Origin of the sequence: Pseudarthrobacter sp. S3, from assembly GCF_050156905.1 — a bacterium.
GTDB lineage: Bacteria > Actinomycetota > Actinomycetes > Actinomycetales > Micrococcaceae > Arthrobacter.
The window spans coordinates 3,758,884-3,778,577 of record NZ_CP189583.1 but is presented as its reverse complement, the minus strand read 5'-3'; the positions used below and the strand labels follow the sequence as shown (position 1 = coordinate 3,778,577).

Below are 19,694 nucleotides of genomic sequence, written 5' to 3'. Positions count from 1 at the left end.
TTCCCGTATTGGGTAGGTTCCGGTGCGTCGCTTATAGGTCCAAAATGAGGCGAGGGCTGTTGCAGCGGGAGACGCAAATCATCATGGTGGCGCTTTTTTCATGCTCCTGTGGCGACAGCAACGTGTCTCGATGGTCGATGCTTCCCTGGATCACAGGGGTTTCGCATGTGCCGCAGATGCCCTCGCGGCAGGAGTTCGGCGGGTTGATGCCGGCCGCTTCAAGGGCCTCCAGGACGGATGACTCGTTTGGAACTGGTACCTCCGTTCCGTCGGCCAACTCAACGATGAAGGAGGAGTCAGTATCTGGCCGTGTGCGTGGGGCAGTGGGATCGAGGGAGAACCGTTCGCAGTGGAAAGTGGAGGGGTCTGCCCATGTCTGTGAGGCGGTTTCGAGCGCGTCGAGAAGTTTCTGTGGGCCACATGCGTAGACCCCGGTTCCGTCCTCAAGGTGATTGACCAGGTAATTGAGGGGAAACGCCCCGAGTTCCTCGCTGGTATGGATCGTGGCACGGTCTCCGAGCGCCGCGACCTCTTGGAGAAACGCCATGGAGCTGCGGTTGCGACCTAGGTAGAGCAGTTCCCAGGGAACGTCTTTTTTCAGGGCGGACCAGACCATTGGAAGGATCGGTGTGATGCCGATGCCCCCCGCGACGAACAGGTACCGTTCGGCGGGGCGCAGCGGGAAGTTGTTTCTTGTTTCCCGGACCTGGAGCTTTGTGCCTGGTTTCAGTTCGTCGTGCACGAATGCCGAACCGCCGCGCCCGTGCGTTTCCCGGAGCACAGCAATACGCCATTCGTGTGTTTCTTCTGGTGTGGAGCAGAGGGAGTACTGGCGAAGTATTCCATTGGGAAGGAGGACATCGATATGGGCGCCCGGTTCCCATGCGGGCAGTTCTCCCTTCAACGGGTGCGTCAGGGTTAGTGAAACTACCTTGTCGGACAGCTGATCCACCGAATGGACCAGCACATCGAAGAAGCGGTCGTTCTCCATCTCAGTTCTCAACCTTTTCCGCAGTGACGGATGCAAGAAATGCTTTGGTCCGTTCATTGGTGGGGGTGGTGATCACCTCGCGGGCCGGGCCCTGTTCCACGACCCGGCCGTCGGCCATAAATACGACACGGTCTGCGACGTCACGGGCGAAGTTCATTTCATGGGTCACGACGATCATGGTCATGCCTGACAGCGCGAGGTCTTTCATGACTTTCAGGACTTCGCCGACCAGTTCCGGATCAAGGGCAGAGGTTGGTTCATCAAACAGCATGAGCTTTGGCTCCATGCAGAGTGCGCGGGCGATAGCGACGCGCTGCTGCTGTCCGCCGGAAAGCTGTCGCGGATACGCGTTTGCTTTGTCGCTGAGGCCTACCTTTTCGAGCAGCGCGAGAGCACGCGCGGTGGCTGTGCTCTTCTTCTCTCTTCTGACGACGCGGGGTGCCTCGATCAGGTTTTCGAGCACGGTCATGTGAGGGAAGAGGTTGAACTGCTGGAAGACCATGCCGATGTCCATGCGTTGGCGGCATATATCGCGGTGGTTCTGTTCGTGGAGTTTCGTGCCTTTGAGGTCGTAGCCGACGATGGTTCCATCGACCCACATGCGGCCGCCGTCAACGGTTTCGAGGTGGTTGATGCAGCGCAGGAAGGTGCTCTTCCCGGAGCCTGAGGGACCGATGAGGCAGACGACCTCGCCTTGCGCGACTTCCATGTCGATCCCTTTGAGCACGTCATTGCTGCCGTAGCTTTTGGAGATTGAATTTGCCTTGACCATCGGCGTGGGCGTTGCCTGGACCGTCATCGCGGGCCGCCTTTCAAGGTTGGGCCCTTCAAGGACAGGGCGTCGTGGGTGCGGAAGAATCTGCGGAGCTGTTGAAGCGGTGTGGGAGGAAGATTGCGTTGGTTGCCGCGGGCGAACCTGCGTTCGAGGTAGTACTGGCCAATGGTCAGGACCGAGGTGATGAGGAGGTACCAGAGGCTCGCGACGATCAGCATCGGTATGGTTTCAAAGGTTCGGGCGTAGATGACTTGAGACGAGTAGAGAAGTTCCGGCACTGAAATGACGCTGACCAGTGAGGTGGACTTGAGCATCCCGATGGTCTCATTGCCGGTAGGGGGGATGATGACCCGCATGGCTTGCGGCAAGACGATCCTGCGGATGGTCTGCATACGGGTGATGCCCAAGGCTTCGGCGGCTTCTATCTGGCCGTTGTCGACCGAGAGTATGCCCGCCCGGACGATTTCGGACATGTAAGCGCCCTGGTTGAGGCCAAGACCCAGGATAGCCGCGGTGAGGGGGGTGATGAGCTGGTTAGCGTCCAGGTGCAGCCCCGGGATGCCCAGGGAAATGACCGGGTACAGCGCGGCGAGGTTGAACCAGAAAAGCAGCTGCACGAGGACAGGTGTACCGCGGAAGAAGCTGACGTAGGCGAACGCTGCAGCCTGGACCACCGGGTTGGGTGAGAGTCGCATGACAGCGAAAACGACGCCCAGGATCGTCCCGATGACCATACTGATGACGGTCAGTTCAAGGGTGACCAGAATGCCGCGAAGGATGGACGCTTCAGAGAGATACGCTGCGACGACGTCCCATCCGAAATTGGGGTTCGTCAGCACCGATTCCAGGAGCAGCCCGGCGATGATTGCGATGATGAGCGCCGAGACCCAGCGACCGGGGTGTTTTGCCTTGACGACCGTAAATTGGTCGCCGGTTCTACCTGCTGCCAAGCGGGGCGTGGTGGTTGTCATGTCGGGATTCCTGTTTACTTCGCAGCCAAGACGTCAGCGCGCACTAGGACGCTGTCCGGGACGCCCCATTTTTCGCTGATGGCCTGGTAGTGATCGCTATTGAGCACGTCCCGTACAGCCTCCGTGACCGCTGCCTTGAGCCCGGAGTTCTTGTTCAGGGCCAGCCCGATGGGCTCGGGCTGGTAATCCTCACCCTTGGCGAGTTCGAACTTCCCGTTGGCTTCTTTGGCTTGGTAGGCGAGGGTGACGCTGTCAGCCGCGACGCCGTCGACTCTCCCTGAGACGAGGGCCAGGTTGGCGTCGGACTGGGAGGGGAAGTTCTGGATGTTGACAGGTTCGTGGCCCGCATCGGTGCATTTGGTGGAGAATGCCGGCAGGATTTCCATGGACTGGATGGAGCCCTTCTGGCCGGCGATGGTTCTGCCGCACATCGTCACGGGGTCCATGGTGATCTTGTGAGGGTTCCCGTTAAGGACAGCGACGCCGGATCCACTGTTGATGTACTGGACAAAGTCAACGATCTTTTCCCGTTCGGGGGTTACGGAGAAGAAGGACGCCGCCATGTCGTACTTGCCGGAGGCCAGTCCGGGAAGAATGGTGTCGAAAGTTGCGGGCACGTGTTCGATTTTCAGTCCCAGGGTCGCCCCTACAGCATCGGTGAAATCGACGTCCCAGCCGATCATGGTTTTGTTGTCCGTGTCGAAGTACTCAAAAGGGGCATAGGTGGGGTCTGATGCAACGCGCAGCACCCCGGCGGCGCGGATATTCTCGGGAAGAAGTTCACGTGCTTTCTCATCGACGGGGAGTGCCGGTGAAGTGGCGACGGCTGAGGCTTTCCCGGTGCTTTGCGGGGAGGCGTCCGATACCGCCGCGCAGGAGGTGGCGGACAGGGCCACGAGGAGAACTCCGGTCAGGAGAAACGGACTAAGGGAATTGCTCAAGGTAATACCTTTCGACGCTGAAACGTACTGAGATCAAAACGAGTCTTACGGTGGGTCAGGGAACCCAACGGAGAACTTTGGCGCGAGTGGGGGAGAGAGTGATGACCTGCACGGCTGATTCGCCGGCGGTCAGGGAAAGACGTATTGCTTCCGGGTCTTCACCTTCGACGATGAAGGTGTCGCCCGTCCGGAGCCACCGTTTCCAGGGTCCGTCCTCCGCGGCGACGAGGGCTTCCCCCGAAAGTGCGGCCAGAACGATCTGTTCACCGGCATCCCGGCGGAGGACGCCGGTGAAATTGCCGTCATAGCGGGTGCTTCGGTATGAGACATGGTCATCGTTCACGGTCACAGCTGGATCCGCTTGTGGAGTTGACTCATCGAGTTCCACGGCCCAGCGCCAAGGGTCTCCGCGCTCGGCCGAGTCAGGGTTGGCCGCCAGGATGCGGGCCCCGGAGGGCGCTCTCGCGGCGCCGAAATCATTGGCCCTGATCAGCATCCACATGCCTAGTCCCTTCCCACAGCGGCAGGCACGCGGGTGGGGTTGGCCGGAAGTGCCTGTTGCTCCTTTCGGAGCAAGGCTGCAAGGATCCTCCGGGCCTTCGCCACGCCTCCGTCCTGGGCGATGAGCACGTCATGCTCACCGGCCGGCCTGGTGCTCATGCCTATTTCCTGGGCCTCGAGTGCTGCCGCGTCCTCGTCCAGGACGGTAGCCAGCCCGATGCGGAGATCCTCCGTAGCCTGTGCATTATCGACGGCGAAGTTGCGGCTGAAGGCGTAGTAGTACCAGGTGTTGTGCTCGTCAATAGGCGTGATGCCATTGAGCACCTTGATCAGGTATCCCTCTTCCCGGGGCCTGCCCTCGCCAGTAATGCCTGAATGCAAAACGTGCAGATTAGGAACGAAGAATTCGGTGCAATGGAAGCGGTCGAACAGGCCGCGTGCCTCCATTGTCTCCGCGTAGAGCGGAGGTGCAACAACGGAAGGCATCAGGCGGTCCACGCTTACAACGGCCCCCTCAACTTCAACAGTGATCCCGTGCTCGTAGATGTAGTCATCACCGACGGTCGTCTGGTGCAGAAAGGACTCGTGGGTCAGGTCAAGCAAGTTGTCGTGGATCAGATCTGCCCGGCACTTGAAGTGGTAGGAGTGCGTGACAGTGGCCCACTCAGGGTCTGCCATCCAATGTGTGTCCGGAACCAGCGCCGGATCTGCAAGTTCGGCCTCCCCAGTCCAGACCCAGACCCAGCCGTCCTTTTCCACGACAGGGTATTTGCGGACGCGGGCCCGCTCCGGAATGGAGGTCTGCGCAGGGACACGGGTGCAGGCACCGTCGGGCCCGTACGCGAAGCCGTGATAACCGCATTCCACCGAGTCGCCGACGGTTCGTCCTTCAGAAAGTGGAAAGGCCCGGTGTGCGCAACGGTCGGCCAGTGCCACCGCTTCGTTGTCCTGGGTCCGGAAAAGCACGATGGGCTGTGTGCAGATCACCCGGCGAATCGGTTTGCGCGACACATCGGCGGACCACCCAGCTACGTACCAGGTATTCAATACGAACATCTTTGTTCCTCCTAGAAATTGATCTGTATACACTGTATTCAGAGGTGTGATGCAGGTCAAGTAGTTTCCTAAAGCCCTGCAAGATTGCGTCCGCCGTTAGTCGAGGTTGGCTCGCGCACACGAGTGGACGGCTTGGCCGGCGCGGAGTTCGTGCCAAAATTGCAGAAACTGAAAGGAGGGGTGGCCATGACCGTACAACCGAAAGATCTCAGGCCTTTGGCCGAGAAGGTCTATGAGCTCATTACGGCTGATATCGCCACCGGCCGGATTCCGTCCGGCACGGCCTTGGTGCAGGAGCAGGTTGCCGCCCAGTATGGGGTGTCGCGGACCCCGGTGCGTGACGTCCTGACCCGCTTGACCCTGGAAGGGCTTACGACCCTTGTTCCAGGCCGCGGGTACATCATCAACCAGCTTGACGAGACCGAGATTTCAGATGTCTTCGACGTCCGCTACGCCCTCGAAGCATTGGCGGTGCAGCGCGCCTGCGGCCACTACACTCCGCAGCAGTTGCTGCGCATGAGCAGCCTCACCGAAGAGACCGCGCTCATTGACCCGTCCGATAACCTCGAGCTTTTCCGGCTTGGTCAGGCCTTTCACATCGCCCTTGTGGAGCAGGCGGGAAACAGCTTCCTGCTTAGCGTGCTCACCTCAGTCTGGAATCACCCGATACAGAAGCGCATTACCATGACCTACCGCCAGGGCGCGGACTACCAAAACAAGGTCGTGGACGACCATCGTCAAATTCTCGACGCCCTCAGGGCTAAGGACGCCAACCGGGCAATTGAGCTCCTGCGCCATTGCCATGACGTAACCGATCCTAATCGTGAACAAAGTCCTGTTGAGCTTTGAGGGCAAAAGGACGCCTCGATAGTGGATTGGTGCCCACTGAACCAGCGCAGCACGGGCCAGTGGGGGTGTCCATCACCTCCATTGGCGCCTCAGTAACGGAATCCCAGACTTCGTTAGTGACAGACTCCAGCGAGAAGAAACGAAGCCCTCGCGATTGAGGTCCTCGGCGTTGGGGGAGTTGGCGGTTCCGGTCTTGCGGGCCCGGACATCGGCGGCGTTGACGGTGATGAAGTCTTCGGATCGCCTGGAGACGACGTCGCAGATCGCTGCGATGACCTGCAGAGGCCCTGTTCGGGCTGCTGATTGACGATGCGGTAGACCTGGGGCTGGACAGAATGATTCCGCGCTCGGCGAGCAGAGGGATGAGGTCGGTGTTGTTGTGGAGGCCCCGGGAGGCCATCAGCTCGGACAGCCGCCACGTGTATCCGACCTGGCGCTTCATCGCTCCAAGGGCGCTCTTTCGACGAAGGCTTAGCGCTCCCAGCAGCGACGCGTCGAAGTTCCCGGTCTCAAAACGACCCAACACGAGCGCGGAATCCGTGGCATTCGGCGGCAACGACCTCAAGGCCCCATGTTGCCACCTTAATTGAGACAAAGTAGCGGAACCGTAGATTGCCAAGTATGTGGAGATTTTGCCAACAAAACTGCGACAGAACAGAACGCAATTTCTTGAAAGTTTACGCTTCAACTAATTTAATTGAAATAATCGTTATTATCGGCTAAAAGTCAGGCTAGTGATTAGCCGAACTTCAGGCTATATTTGAACCATGAGAACGGTACCGCTCAGCGAAGCCAAGGACAAGCTTTCCGCGCTTGTAGAGGAAGCAGACAAGACGCATGAGATCATCCAGATCACCCGCCACGGGCACCCCTCAGCGGTGCTGATGTCCGCCGACGACCTGGAGTCACTGCAGGAAACTATCCACTGGCTCTCGCAGCCGGGCATTCGGGAAGACCTGGCCCAGGCGCGACGCGACATCGCCGAAGGCAGCACGGTCAGCGCCGATGACCTGCGCCGTGAGTTTGGACTGCCGCCGAGGTGACCGAGGAACCATCCAACGCGCCAGGGCCATGGAAAATCGAAGTCACCAGCCCTGCGCTGAAGGGATTTCGTCGGCTGCCGGAGAAGGCTGCCGCCGCAATCGTCGAATTTGTCACCGGTGTCCTGGCGGATAATCCTCGCCGGCTCAGTAAGCCCCTCACGAACGTACTGCCCGGCCTGCGCACCGCACGCCGAGGAGACTACAGGGTCCTGTTCACCCTCGACACCGAAACGCACATCCTGTACCTTGACCGCATCGAACACCGATCCGACGTATACAAACCGCGTTAGCCGAACTTCAAGGAAATGTGCCAATAGGACGCTTCTCCCCCAGCTCAGGCCGACGAAGCGACCGTTATCGGCGTTATGCGTTAACTCACGGGCGCTGCCGAAGGTCCTAGCGAGGCGACCGCCCGCCGTCGTAGTACACGGAAACACGGCGCAATGTTCGGACCACACCCGTAATCTGTTTAGATGCCTCGTTTTGCGCTTGATATTGAGTCCGTCCCCCGCCCCGTCCGCGCCCAGGTGCTTCTGGACGCAGTAAACCAAAGGGTAGTCATTGCCGATGGCGCGATGGGCACCATGCTGCAGGGCCGGGACCTCTCGCTCGAAACAGACTTCCTGGGGCTCGAAGGCTGCAACGAAATCCTCAACGCCACGCGGCCCGATGTCCTCGCGGACATCCACGACGCGTACTTCGCCACCGGCATCGACGCCGTGGAAACCAACACCTTCGGCGCCAACTGGTCCAACCTCTCCGATTACGGCATCGACGACCGCATCGAAGAGCTCGCCCGCAAAGGCGCAGAAATTGCCCGCGAGCGCGCAGAAGCGGCAGAAGCAACAGACGGCCGCATGCGCTGGGTCCTCGGCTCGATGGGGCCGGGCACCAAGCTCCCCAGCCTGGGCCACACCAGCTACGACTACCTCAAGCAGACCTTCGCGCTGCAGGCCGAGGGCCTCATCGACGGCGGCGCGGACGCTTTCCTCATCGAGACCAGCCAGGACCTCCTGCAGACCAAAGCCGCGGTCAATGGCTGCAAGCAGGCCATCGTCACCCGCGGTATCCGACTCCCCATCTTCGTCGAGGTGACCGTCGAAACCACCGGAACCATGCTGATGGGCTCCGAAATCGGCGCCGCGCTCACCGCGCTCGAGCCGCTCGGCGTCGACGCCATCGGCCTGAACTGCGCCACCGGGCCGGACGAGATGAGCGAGCACCTCCGCCACCTCTCCAAGCAGTCCTCCGTCGCGATCGCCTGCATGCCCAACGCCGGCCTCCCGGTGCTCGGTCCTAACGGCGCGCACTACCCGCTCTCACCCAGCGAACTCGCCACCGCGCACGAGCAGTTCGTGCGCGAATTCGGTCTGGGCCTGGTGGGCGGCTGCTGCGGTACGACGCCGGAGCACATGGCCGCCGTCGTCGAACGTCTTGCGCCCTTCCGCGCCAGCGGCGCCGTCACCAGTGGCGGCAGGGGCGCCGACGGCGGCCGCGTTCCCACCGAGCGGGAAGCCGGCATCGCTTCCCTCTACCACCACGTGAATTTCGACCAGGAATCCGCGTACCTCGCCATCGGCGAGCGCACCAACGCGAACGGTTCGAAGGCGTTCCGCCAGGCGATGCTCGAAGAGCGCTGGGATGACTGCGTTGATATTGCCCGCGGACAGGTCCGTGTTGGCGCGCACCTGCTCGACGTCTGCATCGACTATGTGGGGCGCGACGGCGTGGCCGACATCAAGGAGATCGTCTCACGGTTCGCGTCGGCCTCCACGCTCCCGCTCGTCATCGACTCCACCGAACCGCCCGTGCTGCAGGCCGGGCTCGAACACATCGGCGGACGCCCGGTGGTCAACTCCGTCAACTACGAGGACGGCGACGGCCCCAACAGCCGCTTCGCGCGCATCATGCCGTTGGTGAAGGAACACGGCGCCGCCGTGATCGCGCTGACCATCGATGAACAGGGCCAGGCACGCACCACTGAAGGCAAGGTGGCCATCGCCTCGCGCCTCGTCGACGCCCTGGTGGGCGAATGGGGGATGCGCGTCGAGGACATCATCGTGGACGCCCTGACCTTCCCCATCGCCACCGGCCAGGAAGAGACCCGCCGGGACGGAATCGAAACCATCGAGGCCATCCGCCAGATCACCACGAAATATCCCGGCATCCAGACCACCCTCGGCGTGTCGAACGTGTCCTTCGGCCTGAACCCGGCAGCGCGCATGGCCCTGAACTCGGTGTTCCTGCACGAGGCCGTGCAGGCCGGCCTGACCAGCGGCATCATCGACGCCGCAAAAATCGTTCCGCTCGCCTCCCTGCCGGAAGAACAGCGCAAAGTTGCCCTGGACCTCATCTGGGACCGCCGCGAATACGACGCCGACGGCAACATCACGTACGACCCCCTGAACAGCATGCTGGACCTGTTCGCCGGCGTCGACACCGCGGCGCTGAAAGACCAGCGCGCGGCAGAACTTGCGGCGCTGCCCACCGGCGAACGCCTGGGGCGGCGCATCATCGACGGCGAAGGCAAGGGCCTCGAAGGAGACCTGGACCTGGCTCGCGGCGAGGGCATGACCCCGCTCGGCATCATCAACGACTACCTGCTTGAGGGCATGAAGGTGGTGGGCGAGCGCTTCGGAGCCGGCGAGATGCAGCTGCCGTTCGTGCTGCAGTCCGCCGAGGTGATGAAGAACGCGGTGGCCCTGCTCGAGCCGCACATGGAGAAATCGGATTCCTCGGGCAAGGGCACCATGGTGATCGCCACCGTGCGCGGCGATGTGCACGACATCGGCAAGAACCTGGTGGACATCATCCTCACCAACAACGGCTACAAAGTCATCAACATCGGCATCAAGCAGGGGATCGCCGAGATCATGGCCGCAGCGCAGGAGCACAATGCCGACGTGATCGGCATGTCCGGCCTGCTGGTGAAGTCCACCGTGGTGATGAAAGAAAACCTGGCGGAACTCCAGTCCCGCGGCTTGGCGAAGAAGTGGCCCATCATCCTCGGCGGCGCAGCCCTGACCCGCGCCTACGTGGAGCAGGACCTGGCGGAGCAGTTCGAAGGAACCGTCAGGTACGCCAAGGACGCCTTTGAGGGCCTGGCCCTCATGGAACCGCTGGTGCAGGTGGCCCGCGGCGCTGACCCGGACGCCGTCGGCCTTCCGCCGCTGAAGAAGCGGATCCATAAAGGCGGCCCGAAGTTCACGGTGACCGAACCGGAGGCAATGCCCGGCCGGTCCGACGTGGCCGCCAACAACCTCGTGCCCGCGCCGCCGTTCTGGGGCACGCGCATTGTGCGCGGCGTGGCACTCCACGACTACGCCGCCATGCTCGACGAGCGCGCCACCTTCATGGGGCAGTGGGGGCTCAAGCCCGGCCGCGGCGATGACGGCGCATCTTACGAGGAACTGGTGGAGCGCGAGGGCCGGCCGCGCCTGCGGTACTGGCTGGACCGCATCCTCGGCGAGGGCATGCTTGATGCGTCCGTCGCCTACGGCTATTTCCCGGTGGTCTCCGAGGGGGAACAGGTGGTGGTGCTGCACCACGGGGAGGATCACGACGGCGTCCTCGGCACCGCGGGGCTGCTCGCCCCCGACGGTGGTTCCGGCGGTCCGATCGGCACCGAGCGGCTGCGGTTCGACTTCCCGCGCCAGCGCCGCGACCGGCACCTGTGCCTGGCCGACTTTGTGCGCTCGCGCGAGACGGGGCAGGTGGACGTCCTGCCGGTGCAGCTGGTCACCGCCGGTTCAAAGATCGAGGAGGTGACGTCCGAGCTGTTCGCCGGGAACCACTACCGCGACTACTACGAGCTCAACGGCCTGGTCATGCAGCTCACCGAGGCGCTCGCGGAGTTCTGGCATGCACGCATCCGCTCGGAGCTGGGATTCGCGGCCGAGGAGCCGAAGGACAAGGCCGGCCTGTTCAAGCTCGACTACCGTGGTGCGCGGTTCTCACTCGGATACCCTGCGTGCCCGGACATGGAGGACCGCCGGAAGGTGACGGAGCTGCTGAAGCCCGAAAGGATGGGCGTGGTCCTGAGCGATGAGCTGATGCTGCACCCCGAACAGTCCACCGACGCGTTTGTGTTCCACCACCCGGAGGCGAAGTACTTCAAGGTGTAGGTTGAAGCCGGTCTTTGGCCTGGTCGGATTGAGCCTGCCCGGCTTGCCCGCCGGGTCCAGAAACCGCGCTGGAGACCGGCTTCACCCGCCGCAGGGCGGCAAGAATGGCCCGCCCCACCACGGCGATTCCGACGATGGTGGTGATGGCACGCAGGGTGTCCCAGCCCGCCGTCGAGGTCACCAGCGAGTAGAGCAGGAAGCTGCTCATATTGGTCCCCAGCGACGCGCCGGGCACGTAGGAGATGCCCGTGCCGGCACCGACCGCGAAGGGCCAGAACCACAGGTTGGTGAGCAGGCCGAACAGGTAAGACGCCACGGCGCCGTAGCCGGCCAGCATCCACAGTTCTGCTTTCCCGCGCACCCGGCGCGGGAGCAGGCCGGCCCCGGCGCCCACCCACGCACAGGCGAAGATCTGGAACGGTGTCCAGGGCCCGATGCCACCCCACAGTGCGCTTGAGAGGGCGATGGTGGCGGCGCCGAGGAGCATGCCGAAACGGGCACCGAACGCCCGGCCGGCCAGGACCAGCAGGATGAAGACTGCCTCCACGCCCCCGACGCCGGTGCTCGCCACCCGAACTGCGGAACCTACGGCGGCCAGGACGCCGAGCAGCGCCACCGTGTGTGCGGAGCGGACCGAGCCATCCATGGACACAACGACGGCGACGGCAGCGAGCGGCGCGATGGCCAGCGCCGCGTAGGGGAGGGCCGCGGCTGCATCCTCCGGGAAGGCCGCCGCGAGCAGCGGCCAGCAGAACGCGGCGAGGGCAAGAAGGTTGGCCGCGGCGAGGACAGGGAGCTCAACGCCGCGCGGCATCCGGATGCGGTGCTGTCTGGCCGCGCTCTGGATGTCTGGTTCGATGACCCGTGGTTTTGGTCTTGCACCTGCTTGCCGGGGAAGCGGTAGGTGCGGTTCCGGGACTTCGGCCACCACGGAGGGCACGACGCCGTCACGCATCGGGAGGATCCGGGCGCCGAGGCCGTGGGCAAAGTCGTGGTCGTGCGTGGCGATCAGGACCGCCGCACCGGAGTCCGCTGCGGCCCGCAGCGCCGCCGAGACTGCGGTGCGCGCGGCAGGATCGAGTCCGCGGGTGGGTTCATCGATCAGGAGCACTTGAGGATTGTCCATGGTCTGCAGCGCGATGGCCAGGATCCTGCGCTCCCCGGCAGAGAGGTCCCGGGGATGCTCGTGCCCAATGGGCATCCGGACGTCTCCCCGCAAGCGGGCCAGGTGTGACGCCGCGGAGCCAGGCGCAGGGTGCCCGACGTGCTTTCGGCGAGTCTGGCGCCGTTCGGCGGCGTGGAGCTCTGCTGCCACCGTATCCCTCGTGAAAAGGTCGTCCGAGGCGTCCGGCACGAGGGCGACGCGGCCGCCGTCGACCGTCCCTTGACGAACCGTCCCTTCACCGAGGGCGAGCGCCACCAGGAGGGACGACTTCCCGGCCCCGTTCGGCCCCACCAAGGCCACCACTTCGCCGCGGTGCAGGGTCAGGGACGCATCCAGCACGAGCGGCTTGCCCTTGCGGTGCACCGCAAGGTTTGCCGCCGTCAGCACAGGCGTGTGCTCCGCCGGCGGCGCCGGCGTAGGGTGCCCAACCGTCGGGGAAGCGGACGGCGCGGCACCGGGTACCAGGGCGCCGTCGTCAATGGTCCACCAGGAGCCGGCAACCGGGACGAGCGGCGCGGCCCGGTGCTCCGCCACGATGACGCAGACACCGGCGTCCCGGGCGAGGGCGTGGAGCACGGCGATAACGTGTGTGCGTGCTGCGGTGTCAAGGTCGGCCAGGGGCTCGTCCACCAAAAGCAGGGCCGGATGCTCCACCACTGCGGCGGCGATGGCTACGAGCGTTGCCTCACCCGCGGAGAGGGTGCTGATGGTGCGGTCCAGCAGCGCCGTCACACCGATCCGCTCGGCGACCTCCAGGACCCTGGCCTTGGCGGTACCGGAAGCCACACAGCGCAGCTCAAGGGCCAGGGAGATTTCGTCCCGGACCCGGGTGGAGGCGAAGGCGGCGCGGGGATTCTGCAGGACGACGCCGATGAGGCGGGCGGTATCGCGCGGCGGCGTGGTGGCACGGTCCGTTCCGGCGACGAGCACCGTGCCGGCAATTTCTCCACCGTCAACGTGTGAGAGGAGGCCGGCGATGCCCCGCAGGATGGTGGACTTGCCGGAGCCCGTCGGCCCGGTAATGACCGTTATGGACCCGCTGGACGGCGTGAAACCAGCAACGCGCACCTGCGCATCACCGATGCGGAATTCTGCGTCCCGGACGGTAACCGGCGCTTCGGTACCTTGCGCGGATTGGTGTGCTGCCCGGCTCCCGAACCCGCGCAGCTCCAGGGCCGCGGCAACCCGGCTGGCGTGCTCCAGGGTGCGCTCGAGCACGGGCACTAGGGCGCGCGGTCCGAAGCGTTCGCCCCGCAACCGGAACGCCAGGCGGACGGAGGTCACGGCGTCGGAGAGTGCCGGGAGCGCCGCCCACGCCACCACAAGCGTCCGGGCCAGGCCCTGCATGGGACCGCGGCGGGCCAGGTGGACAAAGCCGCGGGCCACATCTACCCAGGCGTTGAGCAGACCGAAAGCGAGGAACATCCCGGCAATCGGCAGGGCGGACAGGACCGCCTGCCACAGGCCAGATCCGGTGACCGGACCGAGGAAGACCACATGCGCGTAGGGGGCAGGCAGCCGAACCGCCGGCAGGTCGAGCAGGACCGGTTCGCCAATGCCCGCCCCGTTGAAAAGGATGCGGTAGATGACCCGCGCCGCGATGAAGACGACGGCCAGAGCCGCCGCTGCGCGTAACGGCGCGGGTCGAAAGGTCATGCTGCCGGTGCGGCCGGTTCGCCGTCGAGCGTGTACAGCAGTTCCAGGCTCTCACCCGGGCTTACCTGGAGGGTGGCGAGGCCTTCCTGCGCGTAGGCCCAGTCGCCGGTGGCCGGCTTAACCCAGAGAGACCAGTAGGCGAAGGCGGCGGGCATCTTGCCGCACTCTTCCCGGTACGTGCCGCCCTTGTGGGTGATGTCGAAGTCTGCGGCGGGCACACCATTCACACGGCACACCAGTTCATTGGGGTAGTCGGTAGTGCCCACGGTTTTCACCTTAGCCTCGTCGAGCACCTTGGAAACGGGAGTCGCCGCGTCCACAGCCACGCACACGGAGGTATCGGCAGCAGCCTGCTTCAGGGCGCCCGAATCGACGATGACCTTCACGCCCGCGCAGGGTCCAGAGGCGCTGGGTGAGGCCGTTGCCGTCGTCGTGGGGGCAGCGGTGGTTGGCTGGGTCGCGGCCGGTGCGGAACAGGCGGCGAGGGTAAACAGGAGACCGGCGGCGGCGAGGGAGCTCGCGGCGGCGGTGCGGATCGTAGTCAAAGTCACGCTTCAAGGGTAGGGCGTTGCTTGTCCGGATCCGGAGGCCGTCACGTTGTGTGACGTTAGGTCACTCATATGCGCGGGGGCCACCGGCACAAAAGGCCGACGACGGCACTCACGTGAGTGCCGTCGTCGGCCTTGCTGCTGGGCGTTACTGCGCTTCCGACGCGGCTACCTTGACTTTTAGGGCATCCTCCGGGGCTTCGTGCGGCACGGCGCCCGCCGACGACGGATGCGCTGCGACTGCCGCGGCGTGCTCGGCCAGCACCCCGGTCTGGTGGCGGATCTTCAGGCGGTAGAGCAGGGTCCCGCCAATGATCACGGCGGCCACGAATATCACCCCGCCCCACTGCAGGTACCACTCGAAGGGCGGCACCGAGTTGTAGATCTCCGGGCGGGGCCACACCAGATTCACCGTCATGGCCCCGCCCCAGAGGACCGCCACGATGTTCACCGGCAGTCCCCATTTGCCTGTTGTGAACCCGGATTCGGACTGTTCATCCCGCAGCGGCCACTGCTTCAGGAGCCGCTTCCGCAGCAGGGGAACCGTGACCAGGAGGTAGGACAGGTAGATCAGGACGATGCTGATGCTGGACAGAATGGTAAAGATGGCAGGCTGCGTGACGTTGACCAGCAGCGGGATGACGGCGATGACACCGATCACGATCGCCGCGACCTTGGGGGTCCTGCGGACCGGGTCCACCTTGCTGAGCTGCCGGCTGAACGGCAGGTTGTTGTCCCGGGCCATGGCGAACATCATGCGGATGGCGGCAGCGTGGACAGCCAGGGTGCAGACCACAACGGCCACCACGATGCATGCCAGGAAGGCCTTGCCGAAAGGCCCGCCGAGGACGGAGAGCACGATGTACTGGAGGCCGCCGTCGGCAGATCCCACCAGGGGGTCGTTCAGGTCCGGTGCGGCCAAGATGCCGAAGAACAGAATCAGCCCGCCCAGCACGAACGAGGCCGTGACGGCGCGCAGGATGGCCTTGGGTGCCGTGCGCTTGGGGTCCTTCGTTTCCTCGCCGAGGGAGCTGGCGGTGTCGAAGCCGTACATGACGTAGCCGGACGCCATGGCGCCGATCAGGAAGACGCCGAAGAAGCCCAGGTCGTGGCCCTCGCCGAAGCCGGCGGTGTCGAAGAAGACCTCGGGGCCCCGCACCACGTGCCAGCCCAGCGCCAGGATCAGCAGCACGGCCGCGGTCAGCTCTACGAAGACGCCGATGCTGTTGATCCTGGTCATCAGCTTCACGCCGAACGCGTTGATGAGCGTGGAGATGGTGATCATGATGGTGGCCAGCACCACGCCGTTCATGGCGAAGTCGTAGGGACCGGTGCCGTCACCGACGAACTGGAAGCCGGACCAGAGCTGCGGCAGGGTGAGCTGCAGGGCCAGCGCCACTGACCCGAGCGCCATGATGGAGGACAGCATCAGCAGCCAGCCGGCCAGCCAGGACGAGGTCCCGGACGAGAGCCGCTTGGCCCAGTTGTACACCGACCCGGCGACGGGGTACCGGCCCGCCAGTTCGGCAAAACACAGCGCCACCATCAGCTGGCCGACGAAGACGATGGGCCAGGACCAGGCGTACGCCGGTCCGGCCATGGAAAAACCAAAGTAGAACAGTTGGAAGACGCCGGTGAGGATGGAGATGTAGCTGACACCTGCGGCGAAGCTGGCAAACTTGCCGATGCTCCGGTCCAGGGTCTGGGTGTAGCCAAATTCGTCCATGCCGCTTGAATCAATACTCTTGCTGGGTTCCAAAATGTGAACTCCTATGTCAGAAAAGTACGACGATGCACCCCGCGGCCACCATTGGACGCGGGATCAAAAAGCCTCCAGAGTTCGCCTCTCAGGCGAAGGACGGGCTGAGCTCCACCCCTTCCCTTACAGCGCCATCGGTGTGGCCGGCGCGGATGAGGTCGGCCCGAATCAAATCAGCACAACGCTCGCCGATCATCATGACGGTGATGTTGGGATTGACGGTGACGTGTTCAGGCATCACGGAGGCATCCGCCACGCGCAGGCCGGTGACGCCCTTGACCCGCAGCTCGGGATCCAGCGGTGACATCCCGTCGTCGGGCGGCCCCATCCGGACCGTACCCACCGGGTGGTACACGGTGTTGTGGGTCTTGCGGATGTACTCCCGCAGCTCCTCGTCCGTCTGCGCCTCGACGCCGGGCGATAGCTCGCGGCCGGTCCATTCGGCCATGGCGGGCTGGGCGGCGATTTCGCGCGCCTTGCGGATGCCGGCCACCATGACCCGCATATCGTGGCCGTCGGGATCCGTGAAATAGCGCGGATCCACCATGGGCTTGTCGCGGAAATCGCGGCTGCGCAGCCTGACGGTGCCGCGGGAGCGGGCGTGCGTGACGTTCGGGGTGAGGGAAAAGCCGTTCTCGGTGGTCGGGTAGCCGTACCGCAGGGTGTTCATGTCGAACGGAACCGAACCGTAGTGCATCATCAGGTCCGGGCGGTCCAGGCCCTCCTCGGTGGGGGTGAAGATGCCGATCTCCCACCACTGGGTGGAGGTCTGCACCATGGGCTGTCTAGCCTCGAACTGGACCACGCCTTCGGGGTGGTCCTGCAGGTTTTCGCCCACGCCGGGGGAGTCCACCAGCACCTCGATGCCGTGCTGAGCCAGGTGGGCTGCCGGGCCGATCCCGGAGAGCATCAGCAGCTTGGGGGAGTCGATGGCGCCGGTGGACAGAATGACCTCGCGGTGGGCGGAGAGCCGGTGGGTCCGGCCGAAGGCGGAGTCCACCACGTCCACGCCGGTGCAGCGCTTGTCCGCGTCGAACACCAGCTGGCGGGCGCGGAGGCCCGTGAGCAGGGTGAAGTTTTCGCGGTCGATGATGGGATGGATGTAGGAGACCGAGCTGGAGGCCCGGGTGCCGTCCGCGCGACGGTTGATCTGGAAGAAGTTGGCCCCGTTGGTCACGGTGGTTCCGGTGTTGAACTTCGCACGGGGAATGCCCGTCTGTTCGCAGGCGTCCAGAAGCGCGACGCCGGCAGGGTCCACCGGGGGCACGTTCATCAGGTGCACGGGTCCGGAGTCCCCGTGGTGGGGTGCGTCCGGGCCGGCGTCCTCGTTGGTTTCCAGCCGCTTGTAGAGGCGCCAGGCGGCATCGGCGTTCCAGCCGGTGGCGCCGTGCTTTGACTCCCACTCGTCCAGGTCCTCGCGCGGTGCCCAGAAGGCGATGCAGGAGTTGTGGCTCGAGCAGCCGCCCATCACCTTGGCACGGGCGTGGCGCATGAAGGAGTTGCCGTTTTCCTGCGGTTCCACCGGGTAGTCCCAGTCGTAGCCGGATTCGAGCAGTTCCATCCAGCGGTCCAGTTGCAGGATTTCGGGCAGGTTGCGGTCATCCGGGCCGGCCTCCACGAGGGCCACGGTGACGTCCGGATCCTCGCTCAGCCGGGCGGCGACGGCGGCACCTGCGGATCCGCCGCCGATGACGATGTAGTCGAACCCACGCTCGGTGGCGTCGTCGATGGTGTCGTAGTGCATCTAGTTCTCCTTGCCGTGGTCGGCGAACCAGCCGGTCACCTGCGGGCTGGTGTTCTGGTAGATGTGCTTGGCTTCCTGGTATTCGGCCAGCCCTGTGGGGCCAAGCTCGCGGCCGACGCCGGACTGCCCGAAGCCGCCCCACTCGGCCTGGGGGAGGTAGGGGTGGTAGTCGTTGATCCAGACCGTGCCGTGCCGCAGCCGGGATGCCACGCGCTGCGCCTTGCCGGCGTCCTGGGTCCAGACTGCGCCGGCCAGGCCATAGATGGTGTCGTTGGCGGTAGCTACCGCTTCGTCCTCGGTGCGGAACGTTTCCACCGTCACCACCGGGCCGAACGCCTCGTCGATGACCACGGACATGCCTCTTTCCACCCGGTCCAGGATGGTGGGCTGGTAGTAGAACCCGCCGTCGTATTTTTCTCCTTGCGGCGCCGCGCCGCCGGTCCGCAGCCGAGCACCCTCCTGGATGCCGCGCTGAACGTAGGCGTGGACTTTGTCGCGGTGGGCCCCCGAAATCAGCGGGCCGGTTTCTGCCGCGTCATCGAATGGCCCGCCGAGCCGGACGTCCCGGGCACGCCGGACCAGCTCGTCCACGAAGCGTTCGGCAATCGATTCCTCCACCACCAGCCGCGCCCCGGCGGAGCAGACCTGCCCGGAGTGGACGAACGCGCCATTCAGGGCATTGTCGACGGCGGCATCGAAGTCCGCGTCCGCGAACACCACGTTGGGGTTCTTGCCGCCAAGCTCCAGGGCCACCTTCTTGACGGTGCCGGCGGCGGCCGCCGCGATGCGCTTGCCGGTTTCCAGCCCGCCGGTGAAGGACACGAGGTCGACGGCTGGGTGTTCCGAGAGCGGTGCGCCCGCCTCCGCGCCGGCGCCGGTCACGAGGTTGGCGACGCCGTCCGGCAGGCCGAGGTCCTGAAGCAGTTGCATGGCCAGGATGGCTGTGGACGGGGTCAGCTCGGAGGGCTTGAGGACGAACGTGCAGCCGGCGGCCAGTGCGGGCGCGATCTTCCACGCCGCCTGGAGCAGGGGGTAGTTCCACGGCGTGATCAGGCCGCAGACGCCAACGGGTTCGTAGACGATTTTGCTGACGACGGCGGGGTTCCCGGCGTCGACCATGCGGCCCGCCTGCTGCCCGGCGAGCCTGCCGAAGTACTCGAAGCAGGCGGCAATATCGTCCATGTCGATGCGGCTTTCGACCATGCGCTTGCCGGTGTCCAGCGACTCGGCGCGGGCGAACTTTTCCCGGCGTTCGCGCAGTCCGGCGGCGACTTTCAGGAGGAAGGTGCCGCGCTCGGGGGCCGGGATGTTCGACCAGGTTCCGGAGTCGAAGGCTGCACGGGCTGCGGCAATGGCGCGTTCCGCATCCTCCCGGCCGGCCTCCGAGACCGTGGCTACCAGTTCGCCGTCGGCGGGGTTTCGGATTTCGCGGACAGCGACCGAGGCGGCTGCCTCCCAAGCACCGTTGATGAACAGGGTGGAGGCTGTTTCAGTTTTTTTGGTGTGGGGGACGTCCCGAAGGGGTGTGGCGTAAGTCATAGGAAGGACAGTAGCTGACATTGAACGAGTGT

At 64.6% G+C, this 19,694-nt stretch carries 15 protein-coding genes; 4 read left to right on the top strand and 11 right to left on the bottom strand.

What is annotated here, in order from left to right:
• Positions 1–31: 31 nt before the first annotated feature.
• Genes ACQCSV_RS18145 through ACQCSV_RS18120 form a run of 6 tightly spaced genes read right to left on the bottom strand, consistent with a single transcriptional unit; the run spans position 32 to position 5,235 of the window.
• Complete coding sequence (locus tag ACQCSV_RS18145) at positions 32–991, bottom strand: PDR/VanB family oxidoreductase (RefSeq protein ID WP_354156371.1); 960 nt, start codon at positions 989–991, stop codon at positions 32–34.
• Between the two features lies 1 nt (position 992).
• Positions 993–1,763 carry an amino acid ABC transporter ATP-binding protein gene (locus ACQCSV_RS18140; protein WP_426938910.1) on the bottom strand — a complete coding sequence of 257 codons (771 nt, stop codon included), beginning with the start codon at positions 1,761–1,763 and terminating at the stop codon, positions 993–995.
• A 23-nt stretch (positions 1,764–1,786) separates the two neighbouring features.
• Positions 1,787–2,737, bottom strand: a complete 951-nt coding sequence (locus ACQCSV_RS18135; protein WP_426938909.1) for an amino acid ABC transporter permease — start codon at positions 2,735–2,737, stop codon at positions 1,787–1,789.
• Positions 2,738–2,751: 14 nt separating this feature from the next.
• Positions 2,752–3,678 carry an ABC transporter substrate-binding protein gene (locus tag ACQCSV_RS18130; RefSeq protein WP_426938908.1) on the bottom strand — a complete coding sequence of 309 codons (927 nt, stop codon included), beginning with the start codon at positions 3,676–3,678 and terminating at the stop codon, positions 2,752–2,754.
• A 55-nt stretch (positions 3,679–3,733) separates the two neighbouring features.
• Entirely contained in the window at positions 3,734–4,174 is a 441-nt protein-coding gene (locus ACQCSV_RS18125) for a hypothetical protein (RefSeq protein WP_354156367.1), read from the bottom strand.
• 8 nt (positions 4,175–4,182) lie between these two features.
• A complete protein-coding gene (locus ACQCSV_RS18120) occupies positions 4,183–5,235 on the bottom strand; it encodes a Rieske 2Fe-2S domain-containing protein (RefSeq protein WP_426938907.1) in 1,053 nt (350 codons plus the stop codon).
• Between the two features lie 186 nt (positions 5,236–5,421).
• On the opposite strand from ACQCSV_RS18120, the gene ACQCSV_RS18115 reads away from it, so the two are divergent.
• The 4 genes from ACQCSV_RS18115 to metH all read left to right on the top strand — a co-directional run bounded on the left by ACQCSV_RS18115 (position 5,422) and on the right by metH (position 11,251).
• Positions 5,422–6,084 carry a GntR family transcriptional regulator gene (locus ACQCSV_RS18115; protein WP_426938906.1) on the top strand — a complete coding sequence of 221 codons (663 nt, stop codon included), beginning with the start codon at positions 5,422–5,424 and terminating at the stop codon, positions 6,082–6,084.
• A gap of 767 nt (positions 6,085–6,851) precedes the next feature.
• A complete protein-coding gene (locus ACQCSV_RS18110; protein WP_426938905.1) occupies positions 6,852–7,127 on the top strand; it encodes a type II toxin-antitoxin system Phd/YefM family antitoxin in 276 nt (91 codons plus the stop codon).
• Complete coding sequence (locus ACQCSV_RS18105) at positions 7,124–7,417, top strand: type II toxin-antitoxin system RelE family toxin (RefSeq protein ID WP_426938904.1); 294 nt, start codon at positions 7,124–7,126, stop codon at positions 7,415–7,417. Before ACQCSV_RS18110 ends, ACQCSV_RS18105 begins: the two co-directional genes overlap by 4 nt.
• A gap of 183 nt (positions 7,418–7,600) precedes the next feature.
• Positions 7,601–11,251 (top strand): methionine synthase, encoded by a 3,651-nt coding sequence (gene metH / locus ACQCSV_RS18100; RefSeq protein ID WP_426938903.1) that lies wholly within the window; start codon positions 7,601–7,603, stop codon positions 11,249–11,251.
• On the opposite strand, the gene ACQCSV_RS18095 is transcribed toward metH, so the two are convergent.
• The 5 genes from ACQCSV_RS18095 to ACQCSV_RS18075 all read right to left on the bottom strand — a co-directional run bounded on the left by ACQCSV_RS18095 (position 11,241) and on the right by ACQCSV_RS18075 (position 19,662).
• Complete coding sequence (locus tag ACQCSV_RS18095) at positions 11,241–14,072, bottom strand: ATP-binding cassette domain-containing protein (RefSeq protein WP_354154426.1); 2,832 nt, start codon at positions 14,070–14,072, stop codon at positions 11,241–11,243. The genes metH and ACQCSV_RS18095 overlap by 11 nt on opposite strands.
• On the bottom strand, positions 14,069–14,623 hold the full coding sequence (locus ACQCSV_RS18090; protein ID WP_354154427.1) for a hypothetical protein: 555 nt from the start codon (positions 14,621–14,623) through the stop codon (positions 14,069–14,071). Before ACQCSV_RS18090 ends, ACQCSV_RS18095 begins: the two co-directional genes overlap by 4 nt.
• A 145-nt stretch (positions 14,624–14,768) precedes the next feature.
• On the bottom strand, positions 14,769–16,346 hold the full coding sequence (locus tag ACQCSV_RS18085) for an APC family permease (protein ID WP_354154611.1): 1,578 nt from the start codon (positions 16,344–16,346) through the stop codon (positions 14,769–14,771).
• A gap of 121 nt (positions 16,347–16,467) precedes the next feature.
• Positions 16,468–18,123, bottom strand: coding sequence for a GMC family oxidoreductase N-terminal domain-containing protein (locus ACQCSV_RS18080; protein ID WP_354154428.1), 1,656 nt, complete (start codon positions 18,121–18,123; stop codon positions 16,468–16,470).
• A complete protein-coding gene (locus tag ACQCSV_RS18075) occupies positions 18,124–19,662 on the bottom strand; it encodes an aldehyde dehydrogenase family protein (protein WP_426938902.1) in 1,539 nt (512 codons plus the stop codon). It lies immediately after the preceding gene.
• Between the last annotated feature and the right edge of the window lie 32 nt (positions 19,663–19,694).

Bases quoted from the DNA above. Each gene is read 5' to 3' on its own strand.
- ACQCSV_RS18145 (WP_354156371.1), bottom strand. From the start codon at position 991: ATGGAGAACGACCGCTTCTTCGATGTGCTGGTCCATTCGGTGGATCAG.
- ACQCSV_RS18140 (WP_426938910.1), bottom strand. From the start codon at position 1,763: ATGGTCAAGGCAAATTCAATCTCCAAAAGCTACGGCAGCAATGACGTG.
- ACQCSV_RS18135 (WP_426938909.1), bottom strand. From the start codon at position 2,737: ATGACAACCACCACGCCCCGCTTGGCAGCAGGTAGAACCGGCGACCAA.
- ACQCSV_RS18125 (WP_354156367.1), bottom strand. From the start codon at position 4,174: ATGCTGATCAGGGCCAATGATTTCGGCGCCGCGAGAGCGCCCTCCGGG.
- ACQCSV_RS18120 (WP_426938907.1), bottom strand. From the start codon at position 5,235: ATGTTCGTATTGAATACCTGGTACGTAGCTGGGTGGTCCGCCGATGTG.
- ACQCSV_RS18115 (WP_426938906.1), top strand. From the start codon at position 5,422: ATGACCGTACAACCGAAAGATCTCAGGCCTTTGGCCGAGAAGGTCTAT.
- ACQCSV_RS18110 (WP_426938905.1), top strand. From the start codon at position 6,852: ATGAGAACGGTACCGCTCAGCGAAGCCAAGGACAAGCTTTCCGCGCTT.
- metH (WP_426938903.1), top strand. From the start codon at position 7,601: ATGCCTCGTTTTGCGCTTGATATTGAGTCCGTCCCCCGCCCCGTCCGC.
- ACQCSV_RS18095 (WP_354154426.1), bottom strand. From the start codon at position 14,072: ATGACCTTTCGACCCGCGCCGTTACGCGCAGCGGCGGCTCTGGCCGTC.
- ACQCSV_RS18085 (WP_354154611.1), bottom strand. From the start codon at position 16,346: ATGGACGAATTTGGCTACACCCAGACCCTGGACCGGAGCATCGGCAAG.
- ACQCSV_RS18080 (WP_354154428.1), bottom strand. From the start codon at position 18,123: ATGCACTACGACACCATCGACGACGCCACCGAGCGTGGGTTCGACTAC.
- ACQCSV_RS18075 (WP_426938902.1), bottom strand. From the start codon at position 19,662: ATGACTTACGCCACACCCCTTCGGGACGTCCCCCACACCAAAAAAACT.